Annotated in this window: 22 protein-coding genes; 17 read left to right on the top strand and 5 right to left on the bottom strand. The window is 69.9% G+C overall.

Features of this window, described 5'->3' with window-relative positions; translation table 11 throughout:
- Positions 1-77 precede the first annotated feature (77 nt).
- From A4R44_RS23255 to A4R44_RS23195, 13 genes are all read left to right on the top strand, one after another.
- A complete protein-coding gene (locus A4R44_RS23255) occupies positions 78-608 on the top strand; it encodes a hypothetical protein (RefSeq protein ID WP_304456049.1) in 531 nt (176 codons plus the stop codon).
- Between the two features lie 166 nt (positions 609-774).
- Positions 775-1380: an SAF domain-containing protein gene (locus A4R44_RS23250; protein WP_232791736.1), complete on the top strand. Its 606-nt coding sequence runs from the start codon at positions 775-777 to the stop codon at positions 1378-1380.
- A 39-nt stretch (positions 1381-1419) separates the two neighbouring features.
- Complete coding sequence (locus A4R44_RS23245) at positions 1420-2247, top strand: hypothetical protein (RefSeq protein WP_067584579.1); 828 nt, start codon at positions 1420-1422, stop codon at positions 2245-2247.
- Positions 2244-3731, top strand: a complete 1488-nt coding sequence (locus A4R44_RS23240) for a CpaF family protein (protein WP_067584370.1) — start codon at positions 2244-2246, stop codon at positions 3729-3731. Before A4R44_RS23245 ends, A4R44_RS23240 begins: the two co-directional genes overlap by 4 nt.
- Entirely contained in the window at positions 3728-4657 is a 930-nt protein-coding gene (locus A4R44_RS23235) for a type II secretion system F family protein (protein WP_067584367.1), read from the top strand. Before A4R44_RS23240 ends, A4R44_RS23235 begins: the two co-directional genes overlap by 4 nt.
- The gene (locus tag A4R44_RS23230; protein WP_067584365.1) at positions 4654-5559 is read left to right on the top strand and encodes a pilus assembly protein TadB; all 906 of its coding nucleotides are present in this window, start codon (positions 4654-4656) and stop codon (positions 5557-5559) included. The genes A4R44_RS23235 and A4R44_RS23230 overlap by 4 nt, the downstream gene beginning before the upstream one ends.
- Positions 5560-5625: 66 nt before the next feature.
- A complete protein-coding gene (locus A4R44_RS23225; RefSeq protein WP_067584362.1) occupies positions 5626-5883 on the top strand; it encodes a hypothetical protein in 258 nt (85 codons plus the stop codon).
- Positions 5884-5904: 21 nt separating this feature from the next.
- Entirely contained in the window at positions 5905-6822 is a 918-nt protein-coding gene (locus A4R44_RS50650; protein ID WP_232791735.1) for a TadE/TadG family type IV pilus assembly protein, read from the top strand.
- Positions 6819-7265: a TadE family protein gene (locus A4R44_RS23215; protein ID WP_067584360.1), complete on the top strand. Its 447-nt coding sequence runs from the start codon at positions 6819-6821 to the stop codon at positions 7263-7265. The genes A4R44_RS50650 and A4R44_RS23215 overlap by 4 nt, the downstream gene beginning before the upstream one ends.
- The gene (locus A4R44_RS23210; protein ID WP_067584357.1) at positions 7262-7675 is read left to right on the top strand and encodes a hypothetical protein; all 414 of its coding nucleotides are present in this window, start codon (positions 7262-7264) and stop codon (positions 7673-7675) included. The genes A4R44_RS23215 and A4R44_RS23210 overlap by 4 nt, the downstream gene beginning before the upstream one ends.
- Complete coding sequence (locus A4R44_RS23205) at positions 7672-10590, top strand: LysM peptidoglycan-binding domain-containing protein (RefSeq protein WP_067584354.1); 2919 nt, start codon at positions 7672-7674, stop codon at positions 10588-10590. Before A4R44_RS23210 ends, A4R44_RS23205 begins: the two co-directional genes overlap by 4 nt.
- Before the next feature lie 986 nt (positions 10591-11576).
- Positions 11577-12134 carry a hypothetical protein gene (locus A4R44_RS23200; protein ID WP_157904965.1) on the top strand — a complete coding sequence of 186 codons (558 nt, stop codon included), beginning with the start codon at positions 11577-11579 and terminating at the stop codon, positions 12132-12134.
- A 149-nt stretch (positions 12135-12283) separates the two neighbouring features.
- Complete coding sequence (locus A4R44_RS23195) at positions 12284-12649, top strand: hypothetical protein (RefSeq protein ID WP_067584349.1); 366 nt, start codon at positions 12284-12286, stop codon at positions 12647-12649.
- 122 nt (positions 12650-12771) lie between these two features.
- On the opposite strand, the gene A4R44_RS23190 is transcribed toward A4R44_RS23195, so the two are convergent.
- Entirely contained in the window at positions 12772-13266 is a 495-nt protein-coding gene (locus A4R44_RS23190; RefSeq protein WP_232791733.1) for a hypothetical protein, read from the bottom strand.
- Positions 13263-14063, bottom strand: a complete 801-nt coding sequence (locus tag A4R44_RS23185; protein ID WP_067584346.1) for an IclR family transcriptional regulator — start codon at positions 14061-14063, stop codon at positions 13263-13265. Before A4R44_RS23185 ends, A4R44_RS23190 begins: the two co-directional genes overlap by 4 nt.
- Positions 14064-14121: 58 nt before the next feature.
- On the opposite strand from A4R44_RS23185, the gene A4R44_RS23180 reads away from it, so the two are divergent.
- Together A4R44_RS23180 and A4R44_RS50645 are read left to right on the top strand one after the other, a co-directional pair.
- Positions 14122-15216: a mandelate racemase/muconate lactonizing enzyme family protein gene (locus A4R44_RS23180; protein ID WP_067584344.1), complete on the top strand. Its 1095-nt coding sequence runs from the start codon at positions 14122-14124 to the stop codon at positions 15214-15216.
- 57 nt (positions 15217-15273) lie between these two features.
- Entirely contained in the window at positions 15274-16290 is a 1017-nt protein-coding gene (locus A4R44_RS50645) for an iron-containing alcohol dehydrogenase (RefSeq protein ID WP_232791732.1), read from the top strand.
- Between the two features lie 120 nt (positions 16291-16410).
- Here A4R44_RS50645 and A4R44_RS23170 read toward each other — a convergent pair whose 3' ends face one another.
- From A4R44_RS23170 to A4R44_RS23160, 3 genes are all read right to left on the bottom strand, one after another.
- The gene (locus A4R44_RS23170; protein ID WP_095213539.1) at positions 16411-17166 is read right to left on the bottom strand and encodes an SRPBCC family protein; all 756 of its coding nucleotides are present in this window, start codon (positions 17164-17166) and stop codon (positions 16411-16413) included.
- Positions 17167-17422: 256 nt separating this feature from the next.
- Positions 17423-17623 (bottom strand): hypothetical protein, encoded by a 201-nt coding sequence (locus A4R44_RS49220; protein WP_198545407.1) that lies wholly within the window; start codon positions 17621-17623, stop codon positions 17423-17425.
- 87 nt (positions 17624-17710) lie between these two features.
- Positions 17711-18646 carry a LysR family transcriptional regulator gene (locus A4R44_RS23160; RefSeq protein ID WP_198545406.1) on the bottom strand — a complete coding sequence of 312 codons (936 nt, stop codon included), beginning with the start codon at positions 18644-18646 and terminating at the stop codon, positions 17711-17713.
- A 102-nt stretch (positions 18647-18748) separates the two neighbouring features.
- On the opposite strand from A4R44_RS23160, the gene A4R44_RS23155 reads away from it, so the two are divergent.
- On the top strand, positions 18749-19630 hold the full coding sequence (locus A4R44_RS23155) for an NAD(P)H-binding protein (protein ID WP_067584338.1): 882 nt from the start codon (positions 18749-18751) through the stop codon (positions 19628-19630).
- 16 nt (positions 19631-19646) lie between these two features.
- The gene (locus A4R44_RS23150) at positions 19647-20006 is read left to right on the top strand and encodes a darcynin family protein (RefSeq protein ID WP_067584335.1); all 360 of its coding nucleotides are present in this window, start codon (positions 19647-19649) and stop codon (positions 20004-20006) included.
- Positions 20007-20052: the final 46 nt, after the last annotated feature.

Below are 20052 nucleotides of genomic sequence, written 5' to 3'. Positions count from 1 at the left end.
GTCCAGGTGGCAGTGCGTTCGGAGTGCGGTGTCTCCCGCCACTCCCTGCGGACAACGCAGCGGTACCGCCCGGCGGCGTGCCCGCGCCCCCGCCGTTGCCGACTTCGGCGCAGTTGGCGGCGCAGGCGTTCGAGCAATTGCGGCTTCCCTTGCCGGTACCGCGGCATTCGCCGGATGTGCGGCTGCCGGACGGGCGGGGCGCGACGATCGTCGGCGAGAACACCTGGGTGTGGACCGATCGTGAGGTATGGCATCCGGCGGTGCGGCGAGTTCAGGTCGGGCCGGTGTGGGCGGAGGTGACCGCGACTCCTGTGGGCATGACGTTCAACTCGGGCACGGGCGGATCGGCGTCGTGCTCGGGGCCGGGCACGCCTTACGACCGTTCCTTCGGCCTGCATGCTGCCAGCCCGGATTGCGGGTTCGTCTACACCCGCAGTTCCGTCGGACAGCCGGGTGAGCAAGCCCGTGCGGAGTGGGCGATCCAGTGGTCGGTCAGCTGGGTCGGGTCGGACGGAAGCGTTGATGTGGGCGGGGACTTCCCACAGATGCAGTCAAGGGCCGGGGCCAGCTTCGCGGTCGCCGAGGTACAGGCTTTGCGCGCGAATTAGCGCAGGGAATTCGACAGACATATAGCTGCATATAGGAAAACCGCACTTCCGGAAATGAGTAAGGAGTTTCCCGGTGGGTACTGCTCTGTCTTTTTCACGGGCGCGCCAAGCGCGTCCTGACGACTCTCCGCTCCACGAGCGGCACCGGGACGGTGACGAGCCTCGGGTGCCACGTCGTCGGCGGTGGTGGCTTCTTGGCGTCGCGGTCGTGCTGGCAACTGGGGCCGCCTTCGGCAACTACGTCCTGATCGCGGGCCAGGACGAACGGGTCGATGTCGTGGTGCTGACGCGAGATGTGGGCTGGGGCCAGCGAATCGGCGACGGAGACCTCGGGGTGGCGAAGGCGGTCCCTGGCCAGGGAGTGTCTGCGATTCCGGCTGCTGACCGGGCGGAGGTGGTCGGTCAGGTCGCGCGCTCTGCGTTGCCCGCCGGCAGTGTGCTTGCGCCTCGCCAGCTGTCCGCGCAGCCGGTTCCCGGCCCTGGCGAGCGGCTTGTCGGGCTCGCGGTGAAACCGGGGCACCTGCCCGCCCGAGGCCTGTCGCGCGGCGATCTGGTCCAGGTCAGTCCGGTCGCGGGAGGAACCGGGTCCGACCTCGGGCAGCCGTCGGCGAGTGCTTCCGGACCGTTTCAAGCACGTGTGGTGGGCACCGGTCCGCCGGACTCGACCGGCGCGGTCACCGTCGATGTCGTCGTCGGGATGGATGCCGCGCAGGCCGCGACCAGCGCTGCCGCGGGTCAGGTCGTCGTGGTCCAGCTCGGGCCGAGTGCGTAGGAAGCGACTTCGTCTGGAAGGGCGGTGAGGGTGTTGGCGATGATCACGATCGTCTCGGGCAAGGGATCGCCCGGCGGGACCACGACGTTGGCCGCGCTGGCGGCAGTGTGGCCCGCGCCGGTGCTGCTGGCCGACTGCGACCCCGCCGGGGGCGACCTCGCGCCCGGTTGGCTGGGCCAATGGCTTGTGGCAGGTGCGATCCGCGCCGATCGCGGGGTGCTGTCGCACGCGACCGCGACGCGGCACGCGACAGCGGGAGACCCGGCTGCGCTGCTTGAACACGTGCAGACGGTGCCGCCCGCACGGCACGTCGGTCTGCTCGCGGGATTGACGTCGCCGGGCCAGCACTCCGCGATCAGCGCTGCGGGGTGGACGCGGTTGACCGCGTCGTTGGCCGCGTTCCGAACCGCGACCGGGCGTCCCGCTGACGCGTTGGTCGATGTCGGCCGCTTCGGCGCGGCCACGCCGTGGCCCTTGCTGTTGGCCGCCGACGTGGTGCTGGTGGCGGTCCGCCCCACCCAGCGGCATGTGCTGGCCGCTCGCCCGGTGCTGGCCGAACTCGCCGAGCGGATCGTGCCGGAGCGGCTCGGCCTGGCGGCGTGCGCGACATCGCCCGCGGGCACCCATGAGGTCCGCGCCGCACTGGGTCGGGATATCGGCGTGGAAATCCCGATCGACGACCGGACTGCCGCAGTGCTCTCCGACGGGAATGACGCAGGCGCCGTTCCGGGCCGGTCGCCATTGCTGCGCGCCGCGCGCCGGGCAGCGCGCCGGCTGCACGGCACGTACCACAACTACACGCCCGCCGAATTGCGTGTCACGGCACCGCTCGTTTCTGCTGGCGTATTGACCGGAGGAACGCGATGACATTGCCCCACAACGGATATCGCCTGCCCAACGACCCCGCCGATTACCCGGTCCCGGTGCAGCCGGCACGCGGACTGCCGACGAACCCCACGCTGGCGGGGCGGCTGGACTCCCATGCCGTCCGGGCGATCCGGGAATCGGTCGCGGCCCGGCTGGAGCGCGTCGCGGCCGGGGAGACGCACCTGGACGTGCCTTTGTCGACGGAAGAGCAACAAGCCCGGCTCCGCGCGTACGCGGCCCATGAAGTTGCTGCCTGGGTTGTGCGCCGCGCCGCAGACGGGCAAGTGCCGCTGTCCGTTGAGGACGAACGCCGGTTGACCCGGGCGGTAGTGGCCGCGCTGTCAGGGCTGGGCGCGCTGGAGGAGCTTCTGGAGCGCGAGGACGTCGAGAACATCCATGTCCACGGCTGCGACCGCGTTCTGCTGGAGCTGGCCGACGGATCGATCGAGCAATGGCCGTACCCGGTGGCCGACACCGACGCCGACCTCGCGGAAATGCTGGCCGCGATGTTCGCCCGCCAGGGCCAGACCGGTCGCGAGTTCAACGCCGGCCGCCCGTTGGGAAACCTCCGCATCGGCGCCGGCGGGCCGCTGGGCGCTCGGGTCGCGGCCGTGATCGAGGTCAGCGACCGGCCGCGGGTGGCGATCCGGCGCCACCGCCTGGTCGACGTCGCGCTCGACGGCCTCGTCGCCAACGGCACCCTCGACATCCCGGTCGCCTCGTTCCTGCGGGCGGCGGTGCGCGCCGGCTGCAACGTGATCGTTTCCGGTGGGCCGGCCGCCGGGAAGACCACCCTGCTGCGCGCGTTGTGCGCCGAGATCCCGGATGACGAACACGTCGTGACCGTCGAGGAGGAGTACGAACTCGGCCTCCACATCGGCTCTCGGCTTCTGGTGACTCCGTTGGAAGCTCGGCCGGCGAACTCGGAAGGGATCGGCGAAATCACTCTTGACGATCTGCTGAAGCAGACCTTGCGCCACTCGCCGAGCCGGGTGATCGTCGGGGAAGTCCGTGCCGGAGAGGTCACGGCGATGTTGCGTGCGCTGGGCAACGGCGCGACGGGTGGGATGTGCACCTTGCACGCGACCAGCGCGTCCGCGGTGTTCGACCGGATCGGGGCGCTCGGGCAACTGGCCGATCCGCCGCTGGCGATCGAAGCCGCCCACCAATGGACCGCCTCGGCGATCGACCTGGTCGTGCACATCGCCCGCACCGATCAGGCCCACCTCGGCACACACCGCCGGCAGCGGTACGTCTCCGAGATCATCGAAGTCGGCCCGGTCGGCGACTCCGGCCGCCCGGACACCACGAGGATCTTCGCGCCACGCCCGGCCGACGGCCGCGCGGTGCCTGAGTACGCGCCCAGTCTTGATCTGCTGGAGCGTTTGGAACGGCACGGCTTCGACCGCGTCCACCTCGACGCCGCCGGTGCGCAGGCAGGCACCGGAAATGTCACCGGTTTTCCGGCTGGAGGTCGACGATGACGAGCGTGTGGCCGGGTCTGCTCGCGGTGGTCGCGGTGCTGGCGCTCGCCTGCGCAGTCGCGGCGTTTGTCCCGCCCGCTCCGGTACCGGCACCCAGGGCCCGAGGCTCGGCTCGGCGGCGGCTGCGGAGGTGGCGGTCTGTCGCGGAGCGGCTGCCGGTGCGGCGGGTCGCTGTAGCGGTAGCCGCGGGCGTGGCGGTGTGGTGGGCGACCGGGTGGCCGGTCGCGGCGGCGGTGGCCGTCGCCGGGGCGGTGACCGTTCCGGTCCTGGCGCGCGGGCACGACGCGCAGCGGCTGATCACCCGCTTGGACGCGTTGGCCAGCTGGGTGCGGCGCCTGGCCGACGTGCTGGCGTCCGGCGCGGGCGGATTGGAACAGGCGATCGCCAGCTCGGCCCGCACCGCCCCCGACGCCCTGGCTGCCGAGGTCGAAACGCTCGCGGTGCGGCTGCACACCCGCGGCCTGGAAGCCGCGCTGCGCGCGTTCGCCGAGGACGTGGGCGACGAGGCCGCCGATGAGGTCGTCCTCGCCCTGATCCTGCGCGCTCGTGCGGGAGGGCGCGGCCTGGTTGACGTTCTCGACGCGAAAGCCACCGCCCTGGAACGGGAGGTCGTCGCTCGCCGGGACATCGAAGCGGACCGTGCGAAGCCGCGCACCGACGTGCGCACGATCCTGGGCATCACCGTGGTCCTGCTGGTCGGGCTGGTCCTGTTCGCGCGGGAATTCCTCTCGCCCTTCGACGGGGCGTTGGGCCAGACGGTGATGGCCGGGATCGGAGGCCTGCTTAGCGCGGCCGGGTGGTGGATGCACACCCTGACCCGGACTCGCCGCCCCGCACGCCTGCTCGGCGCTGCGTCGCGCGGCCCCGTCGGTGCGCCAGGCCCGAAGCGCACGGCAGCCCAGCCTGATGCGGAGGTACCGCGATGAGCCCCGGGACTGCCGCCGCTGTTGTCGGTGCGGTAGCGGGATTGTCGCTGGTGTGCGTGATTCTCGCGCTGGTGCGTCCGGCCCCGGTCAACCTCGCCGCCGCGGTCGCGGAACTGGACGACCGCGCCGCGCGCCGCCAAGACCCTGCGCTCCCGAGCGGCCGCTGGTCTGCTCGATTGCGCCGCCTGGCCGGGTACTCGGCGCGGTCGTCAAACCGCTGGTGGGGCATCCCGGCAGACGACCTCGATGTGCTCGGCCAGACCGCCGAGCGCTACCTCGCGCGCCGCCTGGCGTGGGCCAGTGGCGCCGCCGCCGTAGTCCTGGCGGTGGCAGGAATGGCGTGGTTCGGCGGCATTGGCTTGTCCATCACGGTGGTTGTGCTGGCCGTGCTCGCTGCCGCCGTCGGCGGATCGGTCGTGCCGGTTCTGGCCGTGCGGGAGGACGCAGATCGGGCGCGCGGCGAATTCCGCCGTGCCACCGCCGCCTATCTGGATCTGGTGGCCCAGGAACGGGCGACCGGACGTGCTCCGAGCCAGGCGCTGGGAGAAGCCGCTGCCGTCGGTGATTCCTGGGCGTTCGTGCGGATCAGCCGAACGCTCGGCCGAGCGATGCGCGCCGGGCACACACCGTGGGAAGCCTTGTCCCGGCTGGGCAAACGGATGGGAGTGGTCGAACTCGCCGACCTGGCCGACATTCTGGCCACGGCCGCCGACGGTGCCGCGATCTACAGCACGCTGCTCGCGAAAGCGGGTGCGTTGCGCTCGGCCGCGCTCGCCGCAGACAAGGCCGACGCCAACTCCCGCTCGCAAAGGCTCGCGCTTCCCGTCGCCGTCCTGCTGGTCGCGTTTCTCCTGATGGCCATGTATCCGGCGCTGATTCGCCTGCTGACCGGAAGCGGCTAGCCCAAACGGTCGGAAACCGTTTGCAGCGCAACCTATTACCTCGTCGCAGCAAGGAGTTGACCACCCATGATCCAGATTCTGGACCGCCGTCTCGCCGACGCGCGGCATTGTGCAGCACGGCTCACGCTGACTGTCGGCAGTGTCGTGCTGCTTCTGTTCGCCGCGGTCGCGGCCCGCTGGGAGCGGGTTCGTGCTTCCGGTGATCAGGGGTCAGAGAGCGTGGACAAGGCCGTCCTCGTCGCCATCGGACTCGCGGTGGCCATCGGCCTCGCCTTCGCGATCCGGGCCGTAGTGCAGGAATTTCAAGGCCAGATCAAGAAATGACACAAGGAGGCAGAACGCAAGATGGCTACCAGCGAGGAAATCGAACTCCGTGTCGAATCGGAAGACTCAGCCCGCAGCGCCAAACGATCCGCCGCGGCGAAGCGAATCGGCGAGCTAGCCGAACGCCGCGCCGCGATCGTCGGAGAACTGGACGACGTCGAACGAGAACTGGGTGAAGTGCTCCTCGACTCCAGCGCCGTCATCGAGATCGGCGAACTCGCACGGTTCACCGACGTCCCCGCCGCCGACCTCACCCGATGGCGGGAGAACCAGCTGAAGAGCCAGAAAACCCGGCGCGCCAAGCGAAAGAAGCCAACCCGCGCGTCCGGCCCGAGCACTGCCCCGCAGCAGAAACCGGCCGTGCCTCGCGCACCGAGCACCGNGAGGAGATTCCTCTGGCATGCCAGAGGAATCTCCTCGCGCGCGGGAAGTCGCCGCAAAGACGCCGGCGGGAGTTTCCTGATGCTGCTCACACGGCCGTGGCGGGCCGCTGACCTTGCCGTGCTGGCTCGGCGGTGGACCTTCCGCGGCGCGAGAACAGGTGCGGACCGCGGATCGGAGTCGGTGGGGCTGGCGGTGCTGTTCCCGGTCGTGCTCGTGCTGATCCTCTCGGCAGTGCAAGGAGGCCTGTGGTGGCATGCACGCGCTGTCGCTGCCCAAGCCGCTCAGGCTGGTGTTGACGCCGGACGCCCGGTCGCAGGCACGAACACCACGGCAGCCGCGGCCGCTCGGTCGTTCGCCACCCGCGCCGGGCACGGAGTGCTCGCAGGGCCCGAGGTCCAGACCACGGTCACCGCCGACACCGTCCAGGTCGAGGTGTCCGGGACCGCTGTCCGTCTGGTGCCGATTCCCGGCCTGGATATTCGCGTGACAGCGTCCGCACGCGCCGCGAAAGAGCATTTCTCCGTGCCCGATCGGGCAGACGGAGGCGGCTCATGAGTCCTCCGACCCGAGCCGGCCGCGGTCCGCTCTGGAGCGACACGGGCTCCATCAGCGTCGAGGCCGCTGTCCTCGTGCCTGTTGTGCTGTTCGTGGGGTTGCTGATCGTCGCCGGCGCCCGGGTCAGCTCGGCCCAGCAAGCGGTCGACAACGCCGCCAGCGCCGCAGCGAGAGCCGCGTCGATCGCCCGCAGTCCCGCGGCCGCCCAGCACGCCGGAACCCTCGTCGCCCGCGAACGGCTCGGCCGCGAAGGCATGTCTTGTGACGAGTTCAGTGTGTCGGTGGATGCCAGCCAGATCGCCCTCGGCCGGCCCGGACAGGTCCGGGCCATCGTCGAGTGCCGCGTCGCCCTCAGCGATCTCGGCCTCCCCGTCCCAGAAGGAACACGCACGATCACCAGCAGCTTCACCAGCTTCGCCGACCCGTACCGAGGCATCCCATGATCTACCGAAAAGCACCGCAGGACACCGGGTCGGTCAGCGTCATGGTCGCGGTCCTGGTACCCGCTCTGCTGCTTGTTTTCGCTTTGGTGGTCGACGGGTCCGCGAGGCTGCGCGCGATCGCCCGCGCCGACACGCTCGCCGCTGAAGGCGCCCGCGCGGCCAACACCGCCGTGGACACACGCAGCAGCAGCATCGGGATCGACACCGCGACCGCAGCGCGCGCGGCCTCCGACTACCTGGCCCGCGCCGGGCAGACAGGGACGGTCAGCGTCACCGGACCCCGCACCGTGGGGGTGACGGTCACGGTCACCGAACCCGCTCCGATCGGATTGCTCGGCCGCAGCATCGAAGCCACCAGCACCGCGGTGGCCGTACTGGGCGTCGGCACGCGCGACGGCAACCTGCCATGACCACCGCACCGGCACAACGGATCCGCGGCGCACTGGCCGCGCTCGCGCTGCTCGCCTTCGTCGCCGGGACACCTTGCGGACTCCTTGCACTCGGCGCCGATCCCGCCCGCTTGATCCCGGACCGCTGGCCCGACCCGGTACCGATCAGCCAGTGGCCCGAACGGATCTGGAGCACGCTGCGGTGGGCATGGCTGACCGGAGACCTCGTGCACTGGCTGATCGTCGCCGTGGCATGGGCAGGCTGGCTGCTGCTGACCCTCTCCGTCGTTGTCGAGGTGATTCGCCAGACAGGACACGGGATCCGCACCGCGCGCGGACTGCTGAACCGCGCTCCGCGCGGCCAATGGATCGCCGGTCTCGTCGCCGCCGCGCTCATGGCCGCCTCGGCAGGCACCGCTACCGCCTCCGGCCTTCCTGCCACACCGGCCGCGGCGACAGCGCCACCGTGGCCCGCCACCCGGCAACCCGCGACTCCAGCCTCGGACACTCACACCCTCGACGCTCCGGCCGTGGCCTCCGATCGACCGCACCATGCGAACGCCGTGCCGTACACCGTGGTGCACGGGGACACACTCTGGGACTTAGCCCAACGGCATTTAGGCAAGGGCACCCGCTACCACGAGATCATGCGGCTCAATCCCGCCCTGCTGAAGGCCCCCGACGAGCTGGAACCCGGATGGACTCTGCTGCTTCCAGGCGATGCGAAGGGCGTTTCCCGGCCCGCCGACACCGAGGCCACCAGCCGCACCGTGAACGTGGCGGCCGGGGACACGCTTTCCGGCATCGCTGAGCGAGAACTCGGTAACCCGGATGCCTGGCACACGCTCTTCGATCTCAACGCAGGCCGCGTCCAGCCCGACGGACGCGTGCTGCGCCATCCCGACCAGCTCCTCCCCGGCTGGCAGCTGCACCTGCCCGCCACGCCGGCACCGCCCGCCGACGCTGCGCAGCGGTCGGCACCGATGCCTCCGCCCGCTGCTCCGTCACGAGGGCCAACTCGGCCGCCGAGTGCTGGCTCATCCGCGGCACCTACACCGCGCGCCGCACCGGAACACGACACCCAGCCCAGCACCGACCCGGTGTCGCTGCCCGAGGGCGGGCTGGTCGGGTTCGGACTCGCGCTGAGCGTGACCGTCCTGCTCTTCCTCGCCCGCCGCCGACGCCGCGCCCGCCGCACACCAACCGGCGACCTCACACCACCCGACGCTGAGGAAACCGAGCCGCTGCGGCCCGGTCCCACTGTCGGAACCCTCACCACGGCCGTCCACACCCGCCACACAGAACTCGAAGACAACGAAGCCGAGGACGCCGGCACCGGCACGGACTCCGCTGACCGCGGCAAGGCGATCGACGTCGTCATGGCCGAACACCGGCGCGTGTGGCCGCCGCCCGCCCCCGTCTTGACCGCGTACACCGGCACCGCTGCGCAGACCGTCGACCTGGTCTCATCCGGCGGGCTGGCACTGGCCGGCCCCGGCGCGGCGTCCGCTGCCCGCGCCGTCCTGGCCGCCGTGCTGGCCGTTGATGCGCACTACCCGGCCCAAGCGTTGCTGGTCGACCCTGGAACCGCCGAACTCATCGCCGGACGACCAGGTCCGACACCGCTGCACGAAGCCCCCGGCATCGAGATCGGCACCGACGAAACGACCGCGCTGGCGCAGTTGCACACCGAACTCGCCCGGCGCGCCCGGCTGCGGGACGAAGACCAGCTCGACGCCGATCTCCAGTCCGGCGCCGTTCCGCGTGATCGCGGTCCGAGTCCCGCCGAGGTCACCGATCCGGTACCGCTGCTGCTGGTGCTGGCGCGCCCGTCTCCGCGGCATTGGCGGGAGTGGGCCACGGTCCTCGCCCAGGGAAGCGGGGTCGGCATCCACATCTTGCTCCTCGGCGAGAAGCGCCTCCACGATGTCGGCGGCTTCACGGGCCTGTCCGTCGAGACCGACGGCACGGTTCAGGCCGTGTTCGGCGACAGCGATGTCGAGGCCGGAGCCCGTGCGGAGATCCTGAACCCTGCCGAAGCGGACGAGGTATGGCACCTGCTCGCCGCAGCTCGCGCACCCGCCCCACGCCGAGCCCCGGACACCGAGACGACCGACCACACCGACTCGGACAACCGCGACGAGCCCGCCGGACACGCCACACCGGCCAACGCCTCGCGTGACGACCAACGGCCGGCGTCGACACGGGAGTCGGTCGCCCTGGTGCGCCTGCTCGGCGGCGTGCGCGTGGAAGCCGGAGGGAATCACGTCCGAGGATTGCGGTCCCGGGCCCGGGAAGTCCTGGCCTACCTCGCCGCCCACCAGCACGGCACGACCGCGGACACGCTGCGCGAGGCGATCCAGCCCGACCAGCCCGCCGCCCGCCTGCACGAGGCCGTCTCCTTCGCCCGCGGCGCGCTGCGCACCGCCACCGGCCGCGACGACGAGCAGTTCGTCCTCGCCGAATCCGGCCGCTACCGACTCGACCCGGCCAGCATCACCGCCGACGTGTGGGACCTCGACGACACCCTCACCCGCGCCCGCACCGCCGGCGATCCGGCCACCCGCCTGGCATCCTTGCGGCACCTCGCGCAACTGTGCCGCGCCGGAGCACCCTTGGACGGCGTCAGCTACTCCTGGGCCGAACCAGTGGCCGAGCACTGGCGCAGCCACGTCATCGACGCACTCGTCGCTCTCACCGACGACGTTCGCGACCACAACCCGGACGAAGCCCTCGACGCGCTCGCCATCGCCATCACCTGGGATCCTTACATCGAAGCCCTCTACCGGCGTACTATGAAACTGCAGCGAGACCTCGGCCGATTCCCGGCTGCGCACAGCACCTACCAGCGATTGTGCACAAATCTTCGTGACATCGATCTGGAACCAGCGCCTGGAACCGCTGCACTGCTGAATGAATCGCCTTTGCCGATTTAGCGAAATCCGCATTCCACGACTGACCGTGTTGCACATCCGGAAGTTGTTCAATCGAACGGAAACTTCTGCTATGACCGCAAACCCAGGGGTCGGTCAGGGGTCATCCAGGCCGTCATCCTAGGGATCGGAGACTCGTCATCTTAAGGATGCCCCCTCACTGACCACCCTTGCATCGGCAAGAGTGCAGGTCAGCCCGCCTTGCCCTGCGCGTCCAACGAACCCGACTGGTCACGATAACCACACCGCCTGAGCTGCAGCAGCCCGCACTTCTTCCTTTCAGGCATCGGCATGCGCAATCCCGTTCCACTTCGTTCCATTAAACTGAAAACTCGCGATGTGCCCATGGTTGCCAATGATCCGTAACGCAGTGTGCGAGCAAGCGAATTGCATTCAACGTTGGCTAGTCTGTTGAGTCCGCGCGTATTGCGCAACGATAGAACTATATCATGCCGAGGCCGTTTCGGAAGTTCGTCAAGCGGAATCGTCAAACAGAATATACATGAGGCCGCAACAGGAAGAGTGTTTGACTTTCGGTTCAGCTTTCGCAAGACACTGGCCTGTTCCCGCCTCGTTTGGCGGCTTACTGGCCGTGTCGAACCTGGAGCAGTCGCCGTCAGGCGGCAAAGGCCGCTCCAGACTTGGCTCCGGTTGGATGTCGGCGGCCAATAAGGCAAGCTTCCCTTATGCGATTACGGCGACTGCGGCCGACGTGGCGATGTGGCGCTACCGTCCGCTCTGGCACCATGTGCCGGAATTCGGTTCGTCTACCCTGGCAACGCTGCAGAATCCACAACAGAGAGGGCAGGACACTGCGGGCCCTCAACGTCGAACCATCGCCGGACGAGGCTGAGCCTGCAATGCCTCCAGGGGATGCCGCGCCTGCGACGGAGGGGGTCGAAGAGCAAGCCCAAGATGATGTCGCTGCTTCCCCGGCAAGTCCGACGGCTCACCAATCAGTCGAGATCAACATATCGTCCGGTCGAGCTATGTCGACCGAGCAACTTGCCGAGACGCTACGCGAGCACTCCGACGGCAACGCTCGACTCATAGTCAAGTACTACGTGCATGCTCGTCGACAAACCGCTATTAGCTTTATGCTCAGCATCTCCTTCGCTGTCATCGGGTTTGTGGTCTTCGGTCTCGCCGCGGTCAGTTACCTGCGCAACCCGGACCAGGCGGGCGGTGCCATCGTCGCCACGGTTGCCGGAGCGGTCAACGAGGCAATCGGGTTTCTGTTCTTCCAACGCGCTGACAAAGCAAGAGATCTGATGATTGCCATGATCGACCGCCTGCGGACCGATCGTGAAGCTGACAGACAATTCATCAGTGCGCTTGGCGTAATTGACCAGGTTCAAAATCTCGCCGTGCAGGATTCGCTGCGTGCGGCTATCGCGATCCAGTTTGCTGGCTGTTCGCCCACATCACTGTCCGATATTTCTTCTCTTGCCGAATCCAAGGCTTTTTCCCAGGCCGCGAAGGACTCGCCGAACATCTACGTCAACGGCCCCTCCGGCTTTTCTGGCAACGGAGCCGACGCCTCCTGAGGAGACGGCGGGCAGGCTCCGTCATGCGGGAGCGCGAGCTGCGCACTCGCGGTCTAGCGCGAGAACAGCGATCCACTATCGGGGACTGCGCCAGGACTGCTCGCGGACCGACAGAAGAAGCAGGTTCCTTGATCAGCAGGAGGCAAACGATGACCCCCGCACCGACCTTGCCCGAGACTGTGGCGACCACGAACGACACGGTCGTGGTGACTGTTCCAGGCTCGCTGCATCACGAGCCGCAGGACAGTGTTCGTCGTGCGCTCGCCGCGTACCCCCCTGACTTGATCGCCCGGATTCGCGCCCGCATCCGGGCCTACCGCGAGGCAGGCAGGGATCGCATCTACTTCTTGGACTTCCGCCACATCAGGGCCGACTTTTCGGAACACGAGGTTAGCCAGGTCGTGGAACTCCTGGTTGATCTCGGCGAGCTAGGACCGGACGACGGCGTCTACAGTCGCACCTATCCGCTCCAAGGTCTGCCATCCGCAGATCGTCAGCAGCTAGCCGGACACTGACACGCCGATGCCTGTCGCTGCGGCCAGTCGCCGTGATGGCCGCCAGTCCGCCTAACCCGTGAACGCCGGTTCTGAGCTAAGGACTGCCAGGTCACAAGTAGGTAACCAATTGAGTATCGGCTCTAACCGGCAGGAACACTCACGCGGCCCCGCAGGTACGCCGCCACCCGGATCCGCAGTCCGCGCAGGTCCGGCAGCGCCAGCGGCAGGTGGTAAGCCGGGCGGTACCCCACCGCGCTCCCCGGCTCCCCGCACGGTCCGGCGAAGTACACGAACCCGTCGTCGTGGTCGCGGCTGGCGGGGGACCACGGCTGGTCCTGCCAGGCACGCGCCGCGGCGTGGCTGGCGGTCCAGTAGTTCGGCGCTTTCATCGTCTCGGCGATCGCGGCGGCGAAACCGGCGGCGTCGGCGTCGCTGACGCCCAGGCCGCGGCCCGGCCAGAGGCGCGGCAGCACCCGGTCCGCGGTGTGGTCTTCGAGCCACGGCGCGCAGACGAAGATCGCGTGGGGGCCGTCGACCGAGACCGACCAGCGTTGCATGGCCGCCGTGGGCGGGATTTCGTACATGGCGACCACCTGCCGGGAGAGACGCTTGAGCGAAGCATAAATGAACGTCATCCCGGTGCGCCGAGCGCGGCGGAGATCCGGTCGGCGACAGTGCGGGCGAACCGGCCCGCCGCGGGCAGGCGTGCGCCGAGGCGCGATTTCGGGGCGGAAACGTTGACTGCCGCGACGATGTCGCCCCGGAAGCCGTACACCGGCGCGGACACGCCGACCAATCCCGGTTCGAACTCCTCGTCCACGGTTTCGTAGCCGCGTTTCCGGATTCCCGCGAGCTTCCCGGCGAGCTGGTCGAGCGTGATCGGCGGCGGTTCGCCGGCGGCGCCGGGGAGATCGGGGAGCGGATGCGCGGCGATGCCGGCGAAGGTCCGCCACCAGTGTCCGACGGTTTCCTCGTCCCATTCGCTCAATAACACCCGTCCGGGTGAGGTCGTGAACGGGTCGACGCCGATGCCTTCCCAGCCGAGTCCGCGAAAAGCATGGGAGGCGAGTTCGCTTCGGAGGGTGAACACCTGACCGGCGCGCAGGACGCACAAATGCGTCGTTTCGTTCAGCCGCGCCACGATCGTGCGCAGAAACGGCGCGGCGAGGTGCGCGAGGTGCGTTTCGGTGGCGTGCGTGGCCAAGGCGAACAGCCGCCAGCCCGGCCGGTACGCGCGGGTGTGCTCGTCGCGCGACACCAGTCCGGCGTCGGCGAGCGTCGCGAGGGCACGCGAGACCTGTGCCTTGTCCCGGCCGGACAGTTCGGCGACGCGGGACACGCCGAGTCCGTCGCGCGCTTCCGGCAGTGCCAGGACTTCGAGCAGGTCGACGTCGCGGACCAGGCCCGAACCGTAGGTGCGCTGGTTCGCCATGTTGAGGACTGTGCAACAACGATTGGGCGAGCGTCAATCCGCGGTTACCGTCCGGGGAGTGAAGATCGCCGACATCCAGCTGCTGCCCGGGACGCTGCCGCTCGATCCGCCGTTCGACGCCGCGTGGGACCCGGTTCCGCGCACGCGGTTCGACGCGACGGTGGTCAAAGTGGTGACCGACGAGGGCGTGGCCGGCTACGGCTCCGGCGACACGATGGCGGGGTTCGAGCCGTACGCGGAGCTGTTCCTCGGCCAGGATCCGATGGCGATCAGCCGGCACGTGCGGACGCTGGAGACGATCGCGTTCCACGCCGGGCGCTACTGGCCGCTGGAGATCGCGCTGTGGGACGTCATCGGGAAGGTGCTCGGCGTCCCGGTCGCGACGCTGTTCGGCGGCGCGGCGACGGCGATCCCGGCGTACGCCTCGACCGGCCGGATCCTGCCCGCCGAACAGCGGGCCGAGATGATGACCGGGGTCCGCGACCGCGGGTTCCAGGCGGCGAAGATCCGGCTGGCCGCGGACGATTTCGCGGGCGGGATCCGCACCATGCGGGCGGTCCGGGAGGCGGTCGGGCCGGAGATGACGCTGATGGCCGACCTGAACCAGGCCTGGCGGATGCCCGGCGACGTGCGGCCTTCGCTCGACCCGGCGGAAGTCCGGCGCTTCGCGGCGGCGCTGCGCGAAGCGGACGTCTTCTGGCTTGAGGAACCGTTGCCGCTGGACGACCGGCCCGGCCTGCGCGCGGTGCGGGACGCCGGGGTCCGCGTCGCCGGGGGCGAAATGGTTCGGACCTTCAGCGAGCTGCTGGACCTGGTCGCATCCGACGCCCTCGACGTCTACCAGCCGGACGTCGCGCTCGCCGCCGGGATGCTGCGGGCCCGCACGCTCGCCGAGCTGGCGCTGGCGCGCAACCGGCTCTTCACGCCGCACACCTGGTCCAACGGCCTCGGCCTGCTCGCGAACCTGCACGTGACCGCGGGAGTCGGCGGGGGACCGTACCTCGAATTCCCTTACGACCCGCCGGTGTGGACGCCGCAGCGGCGCGATTTCCTGCTTTCCGCCCCGCTGGACATCGACGGGGACGGCCTGCTGCACGTGCCGTCCGCGCCGGGGCTGGGCGCCGCGGTCGACGAAGACCGGTTCGGGAGGTAGGCATGCCGGAGGTCCCAGCTGCCGAAATCGGACCTATCCGGCTGCGCCGTCGAGCAGTTGCCGCGATTGGTCCAGATGATCGGCGCGCGGACTGTTGTGCTGCTCAGCGATCGCGGGCTCGTCGCGCCCCCGTTGCCGGAGCGGGCAGTCCAGTTGGCGCGGCAAGGCGGGTCGGCGGTCGAGGTTTTCTCCGAAGTGCACCCGAATCCCACCGCCGGCGACGTCGACGCGGGCGGTGCTTTCGTGCGCGCCGCGCAGGCGCGAGCGGTGGTCTCGCTGGGCGGCGAGTCCGCTTTGGACGCGGCGAAGGCGATCGCGCTGGCCGTCGTCAACGACCGTCCGGCCGCCGAACTGACCTGGAGCACCGAAGCTTCGGCGGGCTTGGCGCCCGCGTTGCCGATCCTGGCGATCCCGACCACCTCCGGCACCGGTTCGGAGTGCGACGACCTCGGCGTCGTCACCGACCCTCGGCAGCAGCGCAAGTGTTACCTCGGCGGCCCGGCTTGCCTTGCCCGGTACGCACTTCTCGACCCGGAGCCTGCCGCCGCGCGCGACCGCGGCCGCCGGAATCGACTGCCTGACCCATGCCGTGGAGTCCTTTCTCTCCGCCGGGCCCATCCCCGGGCGGATGGTCTGGACCTGCACGCCGTCCGCTTGGTCGCGGAGAACCTGCGCCGCGCGCTTCGTTTCGCATTCCATCCGCCCGGCGAGGCGGGCGGTCCGGCGGTGATGCCGTCCGTCGACGTCATCGCGCTCACCGACCTGATCGACCGGTTCGAACTCGACGCCGGCATGTCCCCGGGGCGGTGGCGCTTGCGGCGGACTTCTCCCGCGCGAGTTCAGTCGCACCATGACCGAGCACTTCCACGGTCTCGACGCGGAGGAAGGCAGAACCCCGCTGCTCGCCTGCGCGTTCTCGGGCTGCTGGCGCGCAGCACGGTGACCGAGGACGAGGTCGTCTGGGATTCGTTCGGGCAACCGCACCGTCCGAAGCGGGACTACCGCGGGTTCGGGCCGTTCCGGTTCGCCCGCGCCCAGTACGACGCGGCGGTGCTCCGGTTCGCGTCCGCCTGACGGTCTGGCCATGCCGGGCCCCGGAGGTCGCGAGCGTGGTCTTCGTCGTGTTCGACGGCGTGAAGACGCTCGACGTGACCGGGCCCGCCGAGGCGAATCTGGCCGGGGCCGGGTACTCGATCAGCTACCGCCCGCGCCGGACCAGCCCGCGCCGGACCAGCCCGCGCCGGACCAGCCCGCGCTGCGGCCGAGCGCTCGCCCTTCCGGCTCGCCTGCACGGCGATCCCGCCCGGCCCCCGCGTTCGCGGCGAGGTGCCGGCCGCGGCGACCGCTTTCGGCGGCGGTCTTGAGGTCGGCGAGCCAGGTTTCGAGACCCATGTCGGAGGTGGGATCGGCTTGGGGGCCGCGGTGGCTTTCCTCGGTGCGGACGAGGACACCGCCGCGGACGGGGCTGAACGTCCAGACGTGGACGCCGTCGATGTGGTACCCGGCGCTGTCGGCGGGGCCGGTCCAGCGGAGGCACTTGCCGCGCTGGAGCTGCTGGACGGTGGAGCTGATGACGACGGTGGCCGGGGGAGCGGAGGGCACGCGGACGGTCGCCTGGAACCGGGAATGCTTGCGCAGCGGTCCAGGATCCAGCCGCCGGACGGTCATCGGCGCGGCGGGTTTCTGCCAGGACGTCCAGGCTTCGACGTCGGTGTGAAGGCCCCAGATCGCGGGCAGCGGCGCGTGGATGAGGATTTCGGCCCGGTGCCGGGCTTTCGCGGTCTGGTCGACGCCTTTTCCCTGGCAGGTCAGCGATGCCGGGCCAGGGGAAGCGTCGGCCGGGGCCGCCGCCAGCGCGCCGGCGACCGTCAGCGGGACCGCGAGCAAGGCAACTCGGAGGCCGGTCCGGCGGCTGGGCTTGCGCGAGATCTTCGAGCGGATGGCGGGCATGAGCGATACTCCCTGTTCACGAGTGTTAATGCCATTAACTATGGTGAAACCCTATAGCCCGGATCGGGTGAACGTCAAGAGGAAAAGTGAGAACCTCTAACGCGGCGCGCACGTCCGGCACGGGGGCCTTCAGGTTCGGAGCAAGACATCCGTCAGGGCGAAGGCCGGTCGAGTGCGCGCGCACGGCTGCCGCGGCAGCCTTCCGCGCGGTACTCCATCGCGATGACGGGTTTTCGTGGATCTCGATTCAGCACGGTCACGAGTTCGCGGAAGACATCGACGACGTCCGGTTCGCGCCGGTGCCGGACGCGGACGCCGCGGTGGCCCGGGTCCCCGGTGAGGTGCAGTTGGGGATCTTGACCTCGCGCACGAATGCGTCGCCCGACGCCTCTTCCGTCTGCGGAAGGACGTCGAAAACGGAGAACCGCACCTCGTCCCCGGCGACCGCGAACTCCACGCGGGCAACCTGCCCGGCCGGGAAACAGCCGTGCGGGGAACCCTGACGGAATCAGCTTCCCCCGGGGTCCCCCGCACGGGCTTCGGCTCAGGTTCCCGGCGCGAGGAGGGTCCGCCGCACCGCGTCGCGGAGCCAGCGATGCGCCCCATCGGCGGACTGCCGCGGATGCCAAGCCATGCCGATCGTCAGCGGCGGCAACGGAACCGGGATGTCGAGAAGCCGCAAGCCGAGTGCGGTCGCGTCGGCGGTGAGCGGCGACGGCGGTTCGCCGGGGAGCGATGCCGGGATCAGGCAGACCGCGTCGCTGCGGGCGGCGAGCGCCATCGCGGCCAGGTGGCTCGGCAGGACGACCGCGACCCGGCGGCGGAGGTCGTGCTCGGCCAGTGCCGCGTCGAGGGGGCCGGTGAATCGGCCGCGGCGGCTGACGGCGACGTGGTCGGCCGCGGCGAGCCGGGCCGGGGTCAAGGGGGCCGAAGCCAGGGGGTGGCCGGGACGGACGGCGGCGACCAGGCGCAGGGTGAGCAGTTTTTCGACCTGCGTCTCGGGATCGACGTGGTCGATGGAGCCGACCTCGAGGTCGAGGCGGCCGTCGCGGAGGGCTGAACCGGCTTCCAGCTCCTCGGCTCGGACGCGGAGGGAGATGCCGGGGGCTTCCTCGCGCGCGAGGTGCAGGAGGCCGGCGGCCAGTGCGGCGCCGACCAGGTCGGCGGTTTGGATCGTGAAGGTCGAGCGCAGCGCCGCGGGATCGACGACGGCACCGGGGCTGAGCAGCGCGTTCAGGCTTTGCACCACGGCGGCGGCCTCGTCGCGCAGGGACCGGGCACGCGGCGTGGGCACCATGGCTTGCCCGGCCCGGACCAGCAGCGGGTCTTGCAGGATGCGGCGCAACCGGGCGAGCGTGCGGCTCATCGCGGCAGGCGAGGTGTGCAGGCGCGCGGCGGCGCGGGTGACGCTCTGCTCGGTCAGCAGGGCGTCCAAAGCGACGGCGAGGGTGGCGTCGATCGCCGGGTTCAAGCTGTTCACCAGGGTAATTCCAGTTCTGGCAAGGATTGCGTGCCGAAGTTCCCATTGTGGCAGCACGGCGGCGCTCAGCAGGATCGAGGGCGTACTCAACGGAGGTTTTGCATGATCGTCATCACTGCCCCTACCGGAAACATCGGCAGCCGGGTGCTGGGCCGGCTGGTCGACGCGGGCGAGGATCTGCGGGTGATCGTCCGCGACCCCGCCCGGCTGCCGGACTCGGTGCGGGAGCGCGTCGAGGTCGTCGTCGGTTCGCACGGCGACCCTGAAGCGGTCGACCGGGCTTTCGCGGGCGCGGACGCCGTTTTCTGGGTCGTGCCACCGGATTCGTCGCGGACTCCGGCGGACGGGTGGAGCGGTTTCACCGGCCCGGCGGCGAAAGCGCTTGTCGCACACGGGGTCGGGCATGTCGTCGGCGTCTCGGCGCTCGGGCGCGGAACCGCGGTCGCCGACCAGGCGGGGCTCGTGACCGCGTCGCTCGCGATGGACGAGCTCATCGCGGGCACCGGTGTCGCGTACCGGGCGCTGGCCAACCCGTCCTTCTTCGAGAATCTGCTGGAAGAGGTCGATTCGATCCGGGAGAAGGGGGTCTATGCCGACGTCCTGGACCCGGATCGCACGGCCCCGCTCGTCGCCGTCGCGGACATCGCCGCGGTCGCCGCTGGGCTGGTGCGGGACCGGTCTTGGACCGGCTTCGCCGACGTTCCGGTTCTGGGGCCGGAAGACTTGTCGCCCAACGACTTGGCCCGCGTCATGACCGAGCAGCTGGGCCGTCCGGTCCGCTACGAGCGCGAGTCTCTGGACGACCTGCGCACCACGCTCATCGGCTACGGGCTCAACGAAACCTTCGCCCACGCCGTCGCGGACATGAAGCACGCCAAGGACAACGGTCTCGACGCCGGGGTCGCGCGCACCGCCGAAACCGCGTCTCCGACCACGTTCGAACAGTGGTGCGCCGAAACCCTCAAGCCCGCCTTCGGCGCCTGACCCGTGAGGATCCGCAATGCCCATCGATAACCCGCCGGTCACCGCGTTCCTGCTGGTCAAGACCACTCCGGAATGGCTGGCGCTGACCCCGGAGGAACGGGCGGACGCGTTCGCCGCCCAGGTCGTCCCGGCGATCGAGGCGAAAACCGCCGGCGTCCGGTCCCGGTTCTACGACACCGAGTTCTACTCCGCGCGCGTCACCGACGTCTGGGTCTGGGAGGCCGACGACCACCACGCCTACCAGCTCCTGATCGACGCCCTGCGCGAAACCCCGTTCTGGGACCGGTATTTCGAGATCGTCGACCTGCTGGTGGGCACCGAGAACGGCTACGCCCGCACGTACGGCCTGGACCCGCTGGCCACCATCGCCACCTGAGCACGCGAACGGGCCCCGTCTCCGAAAAGACGGGGCCCGAGTGCGG

The sequence above is a fragment of the Amycolatopsis sp. M39 genome (assembly GCF_001651785.1).
Classification (GTDB): Bacteria; Actinomycetota; Actinomycetes; order Mycobacteriales; family Pseudonocardiaceae; genus Amycolatopsis; species Amycolatopsis rubida.
Note: the sequence above shows the minus strand (reverse complement) of the source record. Positions and strands in the feature narration are given on the sequence as shown.

What these genes read in the sequence shown, in the direction of transcription:
- A4R44_RS23225 (WP_067584362.1), top strand. Translation starts at nt 5,626, where the DNA reads ATGATCCAGATTCTGGACCGCCGTCTCGCCGACGCGCGGCATTGTGCA.
- A4R44_RS23245 (WP_067584579.1), top strand. Translation starts at nt 1,420, where the DNA reads ATGATCACGATCGTCTCGGGCAAGGGATCGCCCGGCGGGACCACGACG.
- A4R44_RS23240 (WP_067584370.1), top strand. Translation starts at nt 2,244, where the DNA reads ATGACATTGCCCCACAACGGATATCGCCTGCCCAACGACCCCGCCGAT.
- A4R44_RS23185 (WP_067584346.1), bottom strand. Translation starts at nt 14,063, where the DNA reads ATGGCGAACCAGCGCACCTACGGTTCGGGCCTGGTCCGCGACGTCGAC.
- A4R44_RS23235 (WP_067584367.1), top strand. Translation starts at nt 3,728, where the DNA reads ATGACGAGCGTGTGGCCGGGTCTGCTCGCGGTGGTCGCGGTGCTGGCG.
- A4R44_RS23215 (WP_067584360.1), top strand. Translation starts at nt 6,819, where the DNA reads ATGAGTCCTCCGACCCGAGCCGGCCGCGGTCCGCTCTGGAGCGACACG.
- A4R44_RS23170 (WP_095213539.1), bottom strand. Translation starts at nt 17,166, where the DNA reads ATGCCCGCCATCCGCTCGAAGATCTCGCGCAAGCCCAGCCGCCGGACC.
- A4R44_RS23205 (WP_067584354.1), top strand. Translation starts at nt 7,672, where the DNA reads ATGACCACCGCACCGGCACAACGGATCCGCGGCGCACTGGCCGCGCTC.
- A4R44_RS23230 (WP_067584365.1), top strand. Translation starts at nt 4,654, where the DNA reads ATGAGCCCCGGGACTGCCGCCGCTGTTGTCGGTGCGGTAGCGGGATTG.
- A4R44_RS23150 (WP_067584335.1), top strand. Translation starts at nt 19,647, where the DNA reads ATGCCCATCGATAACCCGCCGGTCACCGCGTTCCTGCTGGTCAAGACC.
- A4R44_RS23195 (WP_067584349.1), top strand. Translation starts at nt 12,284, where the DNA reads ATGACCCCCGCACCGACCTTGCCCGAGACTGTGGCGACCACGAACGAC.
- A4R44_RS23200 (WP_157904965.1), top strand. Translation starts at nt 11,577, where the DNA reads ATGTCGACCGAGCAACTTGCCGAGACGCTACGCGAGCACTCCGACGGC.
- A4R44_RS23190 (WP_232791733.1), bottom strand. Translation starts at nt 13,266, where the DNA reads ATGACGTTCATTTATGCTTCGCTCAAGCGTCTCTCCCGGCAGGTGGTC.
- A4R44_RS23155 (WP_067584338.1), top strand. Translation starts at nt 18,749, where the DNA reads ATGATCGTCATCACTGCCCCTACCGGAAACATCGGCAGCCGGGTGCTG.
- A4R44_RS23210 (WP_067584357.1), top strand. Translation starts at nt 7,262, where the DNA reads ATGATCTACCGAAAAGCACCGCAGGACACCGGGTCGGTCAGCGTCATG.